The 12,540-nt window shown below is 70.1% G+C and carries 13 protein-coding genes; 7 read left to right on the forward strand and 6 right to left on the reverse strand.

Going from position 1 to position 12,540, the window contains the following annotated elements:
• Nucleotides 1–54 precede the first annotated feature (54 nt).
• Entirely contained in the window at nt 55–756 is a 702-nt protein-coding gene (locus GEV43_RS25430) for an SDR family oxidoreductase (protein WP_160822857.1), read from the reverse strand.
• A gap of 54 nt (nt 757–810) precedes the next feature.
• Between GEV43_RS25430 and GEV43_RS25435 the strand changes: the two genes are divergently transcribed.
• A complete protein-coding gene (locus tag GEV43_RS25435) occupies nt 811–1,245 on the forward strand; it encodes a MerR family transcriptional regulator (protein WP_160822858.1) in 435 nt (144 codons plus the stop codon).
• A 123-nt stretch (nt 1,246–1,368) separates the two neighbouring features.
• Here the strand turns inward: GEV43_RS25435 and GEV43_RS25440 are convergent, their stop codons facing one another.
• Nucleotides 1,369–1,842 (reverse strand): nuclear transport factor 2 family protein, encoded by a 474-nt coding sequence (locus GEV43_RS25440; RefSeq protein WP_160822859.1) that lies wholly within the window; start codon nt 1,840–1,842, stop codon nt 1,369–1,371.
• 51 nt (nt 1,843–1,893) lie between these two features.
• Between GEV43_RS25440 and GEV43_RS25445 the strand changes: the two genes are divergently transcribed.
• The 4 genes from GEV43_RS25445 (at nt 1,894) to GEV43_RS53980 (ending at nt 6,705) form a co-directional block, all read left to right on the forward strand.
• Nucleotides 1,894–2,670, forward strand: a complete 777-nt coding sequence (locus GEV43_RS25445) for an AraC family transcriptional regulator (protein ID WP_160822860.1) — start codon at nt 1,894–1,896, stop codon at nt 2,668–2,670.
• A gap of 323 nt (nt 2,671–2,993) precedes the next feature.
• Nucleotides 2,994–4,013 (forward strand): AraC family transcriptional regulator, encoded by a 1,020-nt coding sequence (locus GEV43_RS25450; RefSeq protein WP_160822861.1) that lies wholly within the window; start codon nt 2,994–2,996, stop codon nt 4,011–4,013.
• Nucleotides 4,014–4,242: 229 nt separating this feature from the next.
• Nucleotides 4,243–5,820 carry an MFS transporter gene (locus GEV43_RS25455; protein WP_160822862.1) on the forward strand — a complete coding sequence of 526 codons (1,578 nt, stop codon included), beginning with the start codon at nt 4,243–4,245 and terminating at the stop codon, nt 5,818–5,820.
• Nucleotides 5,821–5,847: 27 nt separating this feature from the next.
• Nucleotides 5,848–6,705, forward strand: coding sequence for a polysaccharide deacetylase family protein (locus tag GEV43_RS53980; RefSeq protein WP_160822863.1), 858 nt, complete (start codon nt 5,848–5,850; stop codon nt 6,703–6,705).
• A gap of 255 nt (nt 6,706–6,960) precedes the next feature.
• Here the strand turns inward: GEV43_RS53980 and GEV43_RS25465 are convergent, their stop codons facing one another.
• Complete coding sequence (locus tag GEV43_RS25465) at nt 6,961–7,881, reverse strand: septum formation family protein (protein ID WP_160822864.1); 921 nt, start codon at nt 7,879–7,881, stop codon at nt 6,961–6,963.
• A 258-nt stretch (nt 7,882–8,139) separates the two neighbouring features.
• Nucleotides 8,140–9,261, reverse strand: a complete 1,122-nt coding sequence (locus GEV43_RS25470; protein WP_160822865.1) for a hypothetical protein — start codon at nt 9,259–9,261, stop codon at nt 8,140–8,142.
• A gap of 787 nt (nt 9,262–10,048) precedes the next feature.
• Here GEV43_RS25470 and GEV43_RS25475 point away from each other — a divergent pair.
• Both GEV43_RS25475 and GEV43_RS25480 read left to right on the forward strand, forming a co-directional pair.
• Nucleotides 10,049–11,269, forward strand: coding sequence for a pentapeptide repeat-containing protein (locus GEV43_RS25475; protein WP_160822866.1), 1,221 nt, complete (start codon nt 10,049–10,051; stop codon nt 11,267–11,269).
• A 135-nt stretch (nt 11,270–11,404) separates the two neighbouring features.
• Nucleotides 11,405–11,767, forward strand: a complete 363-nt coding sequence (locus GEV43_RS25480) for a hypothetical protein (RefSeq protein WP_160822867.1) — start codon at nt 11,405–11,407, stop codon at nt 11,765–11,767.
• 274 nt (nt 11,768–12,041) lie between these two features.
• On the opposite strand, the gene GEV43_RS56275 is transcribed toward GEV43_RS25480, so the two are convergent.
• Both GEV43_RS56275 and GEV43_RS48255 read right to left on the reverse strand, forming a co-directional pair.
• Nucleotides 12,042–12,314 carry an amino acid--tRNA ligase-related protein gene (locus GEV43_RS56275; RefSeq protein WP_206681274.1) on the reverse strand — a complete coding sequence of 91 codons (273 nt, stop codon included), beginning with the start codon at nt 12,312–12,314 and terminating at the stop codon, nt 12,042–12,044.
• Nucleotides 12,284–12,529 carry an amino acid--tRNA ligase-related protein gene (locus GEV43_RS48255; RefSeq protein ID WP_206681275.1) on the reverse strand — a complete coding sequence of 82 codons (246 nt, stop codon included), beginning with the start codon at nt 12,527–12,529 and terminating at the stop codon, nt 12,284–12,286. The genes GEV43_RS56275 and GEV43_RS48255 overlap by 31 nt, the downstream gene beginning before the upstream one ends.
• Nucleotides 12,530–12,540 lie beyond the last annotated feature (11 nt).

The following is a 12,540-nucleotide window of genomic DNA, read 5'->3' on the forward strand; positions in this document are numbered from 1 at the left end:
CCCCTCTTCAGCCCGCCGCCGACGCGATGCCCAGCACGCGCACCAACGCCTGCGTCAGACCGGCTGGCCGATCGGACGGACCACGAGCGTGTTCACATCTACTCCGGGCGGCTGGGAAAGCGCCCAGACGATCGACTCGGCGACCTGCCCGGCCGTCAGCATCGACGCCTCGGGCGGTCCGCCCAAACCGTCCCAGAAGCCGGTCTCCATGCGTCCGGGCGCGACCAGTGTCACCCCCACGCCGTGGCCCGTCACCGCACGGCGGATGTTCTCCGCCAGGCCGGTCAGAGCCCACTTGGTCGCGCCATAAAGGCTGCCGGGTGCGTGGACGAAGCCTGCCACGCTGCCCACCAGGACCACCCGGCCGCGGCTCTCCTTCAGCGCCTGCATCGAGGCCCTGGCGACGACGGCCGGTCCCAGAACGTTGGTCAGCACCATCTCCCGCCAGAGCGACGGATCGCCGTCGACGACGCTGTCCGAGATGGCGAACCCCGCGTTGGCAACGACCGCGTCCAGCCGCCCGTACCTCTGGAGGGCGGCGTCCACCGCGGACTGTGCCGCCTCGGGATCGGAGGCGTCCGCGACCAGGCACAGCAGCCCATCGGGACTTCCGCGGTCTTCGGCGAACCGGTCCAGCCGGGCGCGATCGCGTCCGGTGACGGCGACCCGGTGGCCGCGTCCGAGCAGCAGGCGCGCCGTCGCCGCCCCGAGGCCCCCGGAACCGCCGGTGATCAATGCGACAGGAGAATCGGTCATGGCCCGGACGCTAGGTCCTAGAGTCGGCTCTAGGGCAAGCCGTACGCTCCGGACATGGCTCGAACGCTCCTCACGATCGGCCAGGTGGCCGAGCGCACCGGCCTCAGCGTCCACACCCTCCGCTTCTACGAGAAGGAAGGGCTCTTCGCCACGCCGGTTCGCCGCGTCCGCGGGAACCGCGTCTACGGAGAGGGAGACCTTGCGTGGCTCCACCTGTGCACCAGGCTCCGCGCGTCCGGCATGCCACTACCCGCAATCCGCGAATACGCGGCACTCGTAAGGGAGGGGCCAACGACCCTCCACGCGCGACTCGCCCTCCTCAAGACCCACCAACAGCGGATAGCCGCCCAGATCGAGGAACTGTCCTCCTGCTCCGCGCTGATCTCCCGCAAGGTGGCCCTGTACGAGCAACAACTCGCCACAGGCGGCAACGACCCCCTCCTGCCCAGCCCACCTCCCCATCAAGAGAACCCATCACCCAGCGAGTGAATATCCCTGCGTGCCCTGCCGCACAACGTTCCGGACGGCGGGCCAGTCACCGGCGTCCTCTCCTTCACAGGAACGTCGATAAGGAACCCGTCATGAAAGGCAGACGTTGACGCTGTGAGGGCGTCAATCGACTCCCTGGGTGAGGGCTGTGTAGTCGGTGACGAGGTGTCCGGTACGCCAGGGACGCGCGGCACCCGAGACCCACCAGCGCCACCACAGCGAAGGGTGTTTGACGACCTTCGCCAGCACCGGGAGCGGATCGAAATAGGTCATCCGCTGGACGGCCTTGCCGTCGCGCAACACGAACCGATCGATGCCCGGCCATTCGACCAGCTCACCTCCCGCGTGAGCGCGCAGCCGGAGCTCGATGAACAGCACATCGCCGTCGCCGCGCCACCGGTCGACCTGGACATGCAGGTCGGGCAGAAAACGCCAGATCCGCCGGAACTCTTCTTGTACGGCCGCGATTCCGCGCATCGGCGCGGCCAATGGTTGGGTCAACACGACGTCCGGGTGCAGGATCTCCGGGATCCGCTGCGGTGACGGATCGTTCCAGAAGTCGATGAAGTCAGCGACGAACTGCTCGGCGTCCTGCACGTGACCGTCTCCCCTCGGGTGAACTGCTGCGGGACGCCTATTCTTGGGCGCATGACCGCGCCGGCACTTCCACGAACGTGCGCTCCCGTACGGTTGTGGCTGCGACTCGGGCACGTTGTCTACCTCGGCCCCTCGCTGCGCCTGGGCCCCCACGCGTCGGCGGTCGCCTGCCTGGGCGTCGGCCTTGACGCGCCCTTCACCGTCCGCGCCGACGGAGCCCCGGACCTGACCGTCCGCAGCTTCCTGTTCCGCGCCAGGGCCCGGTACGAGATCCGCGACGGCGCAGGACGGATGCTGTACTGCTACTTCGACCCGACCTCGGCCCGGATGGCGCGGTGCCTGGGCGGTATGCGCCGCGTCACCGGCGGACTCTCCAGCGACCACCGCCACGAGGCGGACCTGATCGACCTGGCCACCCGGGACGAGGTGGACTACGAGCGGCTCCTGGCAGCGGCCAGCATCCCCGCGCTGAGCGCCGTCGACCCCCGGATCGCCGACGCGGCGGCGCGCATCCGCACCGACCCGGCACGCGCGCAGCGCGCCGAGACCGCCGCGCGCAAGGCGGGCCTGTCCAGGTCGCACTTCCTGCGGAAGTTCTCCGACCAGACCGGCACCAGCTTCCGCCGCTACGTGCAGTGGGCGCGGATCCTGCACGTCGCCGCGGCCTTCGCCGACGGCCACGACTTCACCCGCGCCGCCGCCGACGCGGGCTTCGCCTCGCCGTCGCATTTCACCGACACCTTCCGCGGCATGTTCGGACTCACCCCCACCGCACTGGCCGCCCTCAACCCCCAATTCCTTTTCGACGAACAAGACCTCGGCCGGTAACACGAACAGCCGCGTCGCTCCAACGCCGCCGCGAGGAGCCGCACCCGAAAGGCCCACTCCTCGCGGCATGCGCTCATGACAGCTTCGCTACCGACACCCCTCCCACCAGAAGCGTCGGCAGCAGAATCCACAGACTGTCGGGAGGTCCCATCACGTTGAGTGATCGCTGTGCCCCTGGCGGACGCACATCGGGCGACACCCCTCAAAACGTTGACCACGGCCGACCAACCGGGGGGCGGGGCGGATGGGGGTCTCACCAGGGGGTTGTTGATTCTGCTATGGGAGACTGGGCGTTCGGAAAGCCGCGGACAGGGATGGACCGGATGTTGCACAGCGTCTCGCCGCATCTCACGCGGATGCTGCTGGAGGCGGGGCAGCGGTCGGGCGTGCACCGGTCACAGCTCAGCGGCGTTCCCGGCCTGGCCGTGGTGGGCGAGGATCACGTACGGATTCCCACGGCGACCCTACTGCGGGTGTGGGAGGCGATCTCCGGGGCGATGGCGGAGGTGGGCGGCGGGGCGCGGGCGATGGAGCTGTGGCGGCCCGGACGGCTCGGCGTGTGGGACTACCTGTTCACCGCCGCCGACACGCTCCAGGACGCGCTGCACGCCTGCGGCCGCCACTTCGCGACGATCGCCGATCCCGCCGACACCCTCGGCGTCGTCCGCGACGGCGAGGGCGTCACGGTCACCTGGCACGGGCCGTACCAGGAGCATCCGTCGTTCCCGCTGATCGCGGAGTTCGTGCCGGCGATGCTGCTCGGTGTGGCGGGCTCGGGCGCCGGACGCCGGCTGGCGCCCGTGCGGGTACGGCTGCCCCACCGCGCGCCGCCCCGGTACGACCTGCTGGCCGAGGTGTACGGCACCCGGCGGATCGAGTTCGAGGCGGGCCCGCCGGCGGTGACGTTCTCGGAGGCCGACGCCGACGCGCCGTTCCCGAGGGCGGACCCGGCCCTGGCGGCGATCCTGGACGAGCACGCGCGGATCACGGTCGCCACCGCCCGTCCGGTCCTGGACTGGCTCGGCCGGTTCCACCTCGCGCTGGAGGCCGCGGTCGCGGCGGGACCGCCCGAGCTGGCCGACGTGGCGCGGCGGCTGGCGATGGGGCCGCGCACGCTGCAACGCCGCCTGAACGACGAGGGCACGAGCTGGCGGGACGAGCTGGAACGGTTCCGGCGGCAGCGGGTGGAGCACCTGTTGCGGGAGACGTCGATGACCCTGGAGGCGATCTCCGCGCGCTCGGGGTACTCCGATCCGCGCGCGCTGCGCCGGGCCGTCCACCGATGGTACGGCTGCGGCCCGGCCGCGCTCCGGACGCCGCCGCGGCCCGACCGGGCCGTCTGAACCCGCCGCGTTCGGTCGAACCCGCCGCGTTCGGTCGAACCCGCCGCGTTCGGTCGAACCCGACGCCTGGGCCTGAACCCGACGCGTTCGGTCGATCCCGACGCGTGGGGCTGGGCCTGACGCGTTCGTTCGAACCCCGACGCGTTCGGCCGAGCCTGACGCGTTCGGTCCCCTCGGTGACGTCCGCGGTCCTCCCGGCGGCCCGTACCGCGCTCGTACCGTCCGAGGCATGGACGAACGACATGACAAGCCTCCGGCCAGGGCGGGTGCGCGGCAGTGGCTGGGGCTCGCGGTGCTGCTGCTGCCGACCACGCTGCTCACCGCCGACCTCGGGGTGCTGTGGCTGGCGACTCCCGACCTCACCGCCGACCTGAGGCCGAGCGGGACCGAACTCCTCTGGATCACCGACGTGTACGGGTTCATGACCGCCGGGTTCCTGGTGGTCATGGGCACCCTCGGAGACCGGGTCGGACGCCGCCGGATGCTGCTGGCGGGAGCCGCGCTCTACCTGCTGGTGGAGTTCCTGATGCTGACGGCCGCGGCGGTGAGCAGCCCGGCCCTGCTCATCGGTTCCCGCGCCCTGCTCGGCGTCGCCGGAGCGGCGATCCTGCCCTCCACGCTGTCGTTGATCAGCGCCATGTTCACCGACCCGGGGCAGCGGACCCGGGCGATCTCGCTGTGGTCCACCGCGCTGGCGCTCGGCGTCGGGCTGGGGCCGGTCCTTGGCGGGCTTCTGTTGTCGGAGCTGTGGTGGGGGTGGGTGTTCCTACTGGGCGCGCCGGTCATGGTCGTGGTGCTCGCCGCGGGACGGTCGGTGCTGCCCGAGTTCCGGGACGTCTCGGCCGGACGGCTGGACGTGCCGAGCGTGCCGCTGTTCCTGCTGGCCGTCCTGCCGGTCGTCTACGCCATCAAGCGGACCGCCGAACACGGCTGGCACGCGCCCGTCATCGCCGCCGGCGCCGCCGGAGTCGTGTTCGGATGGCTGTTCGTCCGGCGGCAGCGGCGGCTCGCGGCCCCGCTGCTGGACCTGCGGCTGTTCGCCGACCGCACGTTCTCCGCCGCGCTGGCGATCCTGTTCCTGGGCATGATGGCGCTCAACAGCGTCGAATACCTCGTCCCGCCCTTCCTGCAAATGGTCGGCGGGCTGTCGCCGATGGAGGGCGGACTATGGCTGCTGCCCTCGGCCGCCGCGTTCCTCCTCGGCTCCCAGCTCACCCCGCCGCTGGTCCGGCGCGCCGGACCCGCCCGCGTCCTGGTGGCCGGAACGCTGGTCTCCCTGGTGGGCTACGTTCTCGCGGCGCAGGCGGCGGGCCCGGTCGCCGCCGCCGCGGCGATCACGGTCATCATGTTCGGCGTCGGCCCGATCAGCGTGCTCGGCACGGACCTGGCGGTCACCGCCGCGCCCGCCGAGAAGGCGGGTTCGGCCGCGGCGGCGGGGCAGACGGCGTACGACCTGGGCCTGGCCATGGGCATCGCGATCACCGGCAGCGTCGCCACGGCCGTCTACCGGGACCAGGTCGCCGCCCACACCCCGTCCGGAACACCCGCCGGGGCCGGGAAGGCCGCCCACGACACCCTCGGCGGCGCGATCTCGGCGGCCGAGAACCTTCCCGCCCCACTCGCCCGCCGGCTGACCGACGCGGCCCAGGACGCGTTCGTCACCGGCTTCCACGTCGCCGCGACGGTCGCCGCCGCGCTGGCGGTGGTCGTCATCGTCGTCGCCCTGACGGCGCTGCGGCGGCGAACCCCGACCCCCGTAGGCGACCCCCGTCCCGAAACCCCGGACCGCGCTCAAGCCGTTCGCTGACCCGCCCTACATAGGAGAGGAACCAAAATGGAGAACGAACTCTTCGACTACAGCCCGATCGTCGGACGGAAGCCGATCCGATGGCCCGGCGACGCCCGCGTCGCGTTCTACGTCGGACTGAACATCGAACACTTCCTCGTCGACCGCCCGTCCACAAGCCTCAACGAGGCGACGGCCGCCCTGGCGCCCGACCCGTTGAACTACGGGTGGCGCGACTACGGGCCCCGCGTGGGTGTTTGGCGGCTGACCGAGATCTTCGACCGCCACGGGATCAGGCCCAGCGTCCTGCTCAACTCCGACGTCGCCGTCCGCTACCCGCAGATCATCGAGGCCGGACGGGAACGCGACTGGGCGTGGCTCGCGCACGGCAAGAACAACTCGATCCTCCAGACCGGCATGTCCGCCGACGAGGAACGCGCCTTCCTCACCGATATCGTCGGCACCATCGAGAACGCCACCGGCCACCGCCCCCGAGGCTGGCTAGGCCCGGCGCTCACCGAGACGTTCCAGACCCCGGCGCTCCTGTCCGAACTCGGCGTCGAGTACCTCCTGGACTGGACCAACGACGACCAGCCGTACCGGCTGAACGTCCCCGGAATGCTGAGCGTGCCGTACGCCCTCGAACTGAACGACCTGTGCCTGTTCACCATGAACGGCTTCACCGGTCCCGAGTTCCTCCAGGCCGTCACCGACCAGTTCGACCAGCTCTACGCCGACTCCGCCGACAGCGGACGCGTCATGGCCCTGGCCCTCCACCCGTTCGTCATCGGCCAGCCGTTCCGGGCCCGCTACCTGGACCGCGCCCTGGAGTACATCACCACCCACCCCAACGTCTGGCTGACCACCAGCGACGAAATAGCCACCCACTACCTAACAACCCCCTAACCACCCCCTCACCACGCCCGACTCCACGCCCACAGGCGCGGGGGCCTCGCAGGCGGGATAGACGTGAACGGCGCCGATGCCGGAGGCGTACCACTCGACGCCGTACCGGGGCGGGGGCTCGGGGTGGTCGCCTCCTTCGTCATGGAAGCCGAATATCCCGTGACCGGTGGTGGCGATCTCGCTGTGGCTGTCGAGCAGTTGGGCCTCCCGGCGTACTCCTATGTCGCAGGCGCCGGGAGTGGGGGGCGGCATTCGTCAGGCGGGTGTGCTGCCGGGCAACATCGACCGCCGCAGCTTCCCCCGACCGGTGTCGGCGGTGATGAAGCAGAACACCTCACGGTCAGGCGGTGCGTGCTCGCTGGTACGGGGCTGTAGGAACCGGCCGGTCAGCCGCGCCATGTCCGGATCGGCGCGCGTCAGCGCCTCCATGCGTGAAGCGCAGCCTGCCTTGGCCGCGGGCTTGGACCGCCTGTCGTCCAGATGGACGTCCGCCGGGAGAATGAACCGGCCGATGAGCTGGGCGTCGTGCGGCTTGGTGCAACCGGGGAGCCGCACGCTGGTCCAGGACTCGCGCACGTCGAAGCAGTCACCGATCTGCAACTCGGCCCACAACCGGACCTCGTACGGTCGCGCGGCGAGCCGCCCGACCAGCTTGCGGGGCGACGGGCCCGCCACCGCACAACGGGCCTCGCGGTCGCCCGGCCACGCCGACCTTCGCGGCGGCAGGCTGATGATCTGGCCGTCCTCGACCGGAGAGGCCGTGTGGAACATCTCCCGCGCCCGCCCCTCGCAGGCCGTGTCGCTCATCTCCTTGAGCACGTCGGCCGCCGGCCGCCGCCGCTTGGGCAGATGCACCGCGGCGACCAGCTCGGCCTCGTGCCCCTTCTCGCACGGAACCAGGACGGTGTCGTCGGGTGTCTGCCGTCCGCTCGGCATGTCGAAGCACTCACCGACCCTGGGATAGGACGACCCCTCGCCGCCCTCACCGACCGAGGTGAACCACACCAGCGTCACGCCCACTACAAGGGCGGTGGTCCAAGCCATCGCGGCCAGCATCCCGCCGATCGCCAGACCAGCGCCGCGGCCACCGCGGCGACGGACCCGGACCAAGGCCGCCACGCCGAACCCGAACGCCAGCACCACCCCGCCGACGATCCCGAACACCAGCGCCGCCACCGCAAGGCGGCTCCACGGCGGCCGTACCACCGGAAAGGCGGACGGATCGACCGGCGCGTTAGGCGGTCCCGCGCTGGATGGGGGAGCGTCCGGAACATCACCGGCATCAGAGGACGAAGCCATAATCCAGGACACTAACGACCACGCGCATGTCCGGTATCACCATCGCCTGATCTGTTATCGCCTGCCCACCAAACGAGATGTCCCACGACGGTCGACTAAGTCAGAAGCCGGTGATAGCTGCCCTGGACACCGGGATCAGAAGAGGTCATCGAGTTCGCGGAGGAGTTGGTCGAGGGGAGTGGCGTCATCGGTCTCGGCGGCGGCGGTCTCCTCGGCCGTCCGCAGGACCTGCGTGGTGGGCGGCAGCAGAGTGACCGGGGCCGCGACGACGTTGACGGCGCTGGTGTAGCTCACCCACTCGCTCCGGGTGCTCGGGTCGATCAGCCTCCGCAATTCGCCGTAGTAGCCGTCGCTGTACGCCTGCCAGCGCGCCGTGAGCGTGTCGCGAAGCGCCCTGCGGGCCTTGGCGACCCGGCCCTCCGCCTTCTGCTCGCCGGCCACCGGACCGACGATCCCGCATAGATCGGTCATCAGGCTGCGCAGGTCCGACGACCAGATCTCGTGGGACGTCTCCCGTATCACCTTGCCCTGGGCGTCGCGTTGGTAGTTGGGAGTGGCCTGCTCGACGATGTTGGCGAGCGCGGCTTCCGTGTTGACCCTGCGTTCCACGTTGGAAAGGTGTTTCTGCAAGTCGACAAGGTTCTGCCCGGTGCGGCTCCGGCCGAATGCCACGATCCGTTCGCAGACCGCCTGCTCGCTTCTGGGAAACCCGGCCCGCATCGCTTTGATCGAACATGCCTTGAGGTAGTTGACGTACCGGGCCCAGGCCTTGTCCTCGGCCGCGGTGTACGCCCGCTCCGCCGCCGACTGGTCCTTGCTCTTCTTCGGATACGTCTTCACCAGCAGCGGCCCCTGCCTGGTCCAGTGCACGAACTCCCGAGGTCCCGTCACCTTCACTCCGGTGACGCCGAGTGCCCCGAGCGCATCGGCGATCCGCTCGGCCGCACCCCCCGGCCGCCCCGTACTGCACACGACCAGCACGAGTTCGTCCCCGCGCTGCAATCCCCGTGCGACGAGGTGCTTGGCGAACTCGGCCTCGTTGGCCATCTGGTCCTGCATCATCCCGAGCGCGCCGTGCCCGATCACGTAGTTGACGCCCGGCGGACGCACCGCCCGCACGACGTTCACGTCACTGTCGAACGTCCCCGACCGCACCCCCGCCGGATCCAGCGTCAGGACCGTCTCCCGCAACTCCAGATCGTCCTTGATCTCGGTGAGAGCGTCCGTCTCCCCGCCGTACCGCCGGTGCAGGATCATCCGCCCATCCTTGACCCGCCCCACCAACCCGACAAGTCACCCCATAGCCACACCGGAGCATCAACGCCCCCCATTCCGCCGCCCGCGCCCAGCGACCCCCGAGACCTGACCGACCACGCCGCCCGAGCCCGCAGCCGACACCGGCCACTCGGCCACCTCGCATACGACCCGTACCGCATCCGTACCGCCCACGCCGACGACCTCGCCCCCCAGATCGCCTCCAGTCAACGCCCCCAACCCTTGAGGAAGAGCCGAACCGGTCAGAACGCCATGCAGCCCTCATGGAGATTCGTCTCGGCGGTCCCGCCGGCGCCCCAGGACGCTGCGAATGATCTCCCTTAACTCGGCTGTCCCGCAGCGGATCGCGGTCACCATGACCGTCCCAAACCCTCGCCCCCGCCGTGCCGCTATCCGTCAGCTTTCGCAACGCGGCCTACATCCCCGGCTGCCACAACCAGTTCCGAGCCAACACCCGCGACAACTCCGCCGCTGGCAGCTGCTGACCGGCGCTACGTACCCGCGGAACTCACCGGGCGGGCCGGGGCTGCCCACCTCCCCAGGCCGCCCGCCGGTCGGCCACTACCCGCCGGGGGTGGACGTCCCGCCGCCCGGTCCGTCCTGTTGTGGCCAACCGGCAGCGGCCGCTACCGCCGGTGTCATTGACTGACCGGATATGGCAGGACGAACCGGGCGTGGGCTGGAGTCGGCGCGGCGGTACTGGGCAGGCGTGCGAGAACGGCGGGACGGGCGGGCGTTGCGGGTGCGTCCGCTGGCGGCGGGGTTCTGGATGCTGGCCGCGGCGGGTGCGGCGGCGTTGGCGATCTGGGTGACGACCGCGTGGCTGCTGGAGGTCGCCGACGATGCCAAGGCGGGGACCGAGCGGGCCCGGGTGCGGGTGGACGCGGTGCGAACCGGGCTGGCCGCCGGCGGCGGTGCGGCCGCTGCGGTCGGGTTGATGCTGGCGTTCCGGCGTCAACGCCACGCTGAGCTGGCGACCGCGCTGGGCGAGTTGGACGCCGCCGAACGGCGGATCACCGAGCTGTACAACGCCGCCGCCGAACAACTGGCCTCGGCCAAGGCCCCGGTCCGGCTCGCCGCGCTGTACACCCTGCGGCGTCTGGCCAACAGCAACCCCGGGCACCGACAGACCGTCGTCGACATCATCTGCGCCTACCTGCGCATGCCCTACGAGCCGGTGGGCGCCTCCCCAGGCCCGTCCGACAGTCAGCGCCGCGCCGCGCGCCGCTACCACGCCACTCGCACCACCGGCGCCGCCCCCGCCGAGCCGTCCAGCATCGACTTGCGTGAGGAACTCCAAGTACGCCTCACCGCCCAGCGCATCCTGCACACCCACCTGCAACCCGACGCCCAGGCGCACTGGCAGGATGTCTCCCTGGACCTTACGGGCGCCACCCTCACCGACTTCACCTTGGCCGACTGCCGTGTGCGCGACGCCGACTTCTCCTCAGCCACCTTCGTCGGGGCAGCCAGGTTGACCGGGGCGTCCTTCTCCGGCATCGCCGGGTTCGAGAGGGCGTCTTTCTCCAGTAGCGCCTGGTTCACCGGGGCTTCCTTCTCCGGCGAAGCCAGATTTTACAAGGCGTCCTTTTCAGCCGACGCCTGGTTCGTCGGGACGTGTTTCTCCGGTGGCGCACAGTTCAGCGAGACGTTCTTCTCGGGTGGCGTCTCGTTCGAAAAAGCGTCCTTCTCTCGACGCGGGGTATCTCTCACCGGTGCCGCCGATTTCGTCTGGGCGACTTTCTCCGGCTACGCCGAGTTCAGTGGGGCGTCCTTCTCCGGTCCAGCCAGCTTCAACAGGGCGGCTTTCTCCCGTACGGTCGCACTTGGTGACACAAGGTTCGAAGCCGGGGTCAGCCTGGATGCCGCCACCGTGGCGAACAGGAACCAGTCGCACGGACTGCCGCGTGGATGGCGGATCGAGCCCGCTGAAGGCACCACGGGCCTGCTCACCCGGGAGACGCCGTCAGGACCGGCGAGCGGCACCTGACCTGCCTACTCTAGGCCGCGTTCAGATGAGGCGACAACCACCAGGCGATAACGGCGCGAGTTGTGGTGGATGCAACGGGAAATCGCCGTGATCGCGCACTCGCGGGCCGTCGGCGGTGGTCGCTACAGTTTCCCCATGGCTTCTGATGATTTGCTCGGGACGGTCCGGCGCCTGATGTGGGCCGAGTATCCGTCCGGTACGCATCTGTCGCAGTCGAGCACTCCTGGAGGCAGCAGCGCGCTCGCGCGAAATGATGTCGACACGCTCGTCACACATGCCGCGCTCTTCCCGGCCGAAAACGCGATCAAGGCCGGCGCGGCCGTATGTGTCTCGGTGGGGATCGTGGTGGGCATCGTTGCCGTAAAGGCCACACCGCGTGCCAAGAAAAGGTTCAACGACCTCAAGCCGAAGCGTAACCACAGGCCGCAGGGCAACGTCGAGGCCGCCACGCAAAAGGCCCGACCATTGCCCACCGATATGGGAGTTGAGAAACTTTGAGTGGAAGTCGACGCTTGTACGTTGCGTGACGGCCAACGTGGACGACCCATGCGAGAGCGGCCCGAAGCCGCGGGCCCACCGCTCGGGCGGGGAGGGCTCTTGGGCGGTACCGATGGTGCGGACCCCCGCTCCTTGGCAGTGCATCAGCCTAGCCAGAGGCCACCGCGGCCCCATTGCGGTTCCAGGTTGCCGGACCGCGTCCGTCCCACAACGTGGCGACCCCGCATGTTGGCCGTGACCGTTCAGAGCTCCTGTACGTGATGACGGACCATCATCACGTACAGGAGCGAACCCGCGGGGCACCTGGAACTTCACGTTCAGGCGCCTTCACGAGCACGCCGACAGGCGAGCCGGGCTTTGACGAGCCTGCGGCTCTAGGCGAGGGCGACAGCCGGCTCGGTCCGCGGAACAGGAAGACCGCTTCACGGAGGGAGTCCAGACCCAGCAGCACCATCAGCAGCCGGACGAGCCCCAGGCCAAGGCCGCCGTGCGGCGGGCAGCCGAACCGGGAGGCGGTCAGGTAGCCGCGCAGCGGTTCGGCGCGCATGCCCTTGGCCGCGGCTTGGCGTGGAGCCGGTCGTGGCGGTGTTCCCGTTGGGCGCCGGTGGTGACCTCCAGTCCTTTCCACAGCAGGTCGAAGCTCAGCGTCTTCTGCGGGTCGGAGTCGGAGCGCATGTGGTAGAAGCGGCGGATGCCGGTCGGGTAGCCGGTCACGAAGACGAACTCGTGCCCATGCTGCTCCTGGACGAGAGCCGACAGCATTCGTTCCCCTT

Source organism: Actinomadura sp. J1-007 (genome assembly GCF_009793335.1).
Lineage (GTDB): Bacteria > Actinomycetota > Actinomycetes > Streptosporangiales > Streptosporangiaceae > Spirillospora > Spirillospora yumaensis.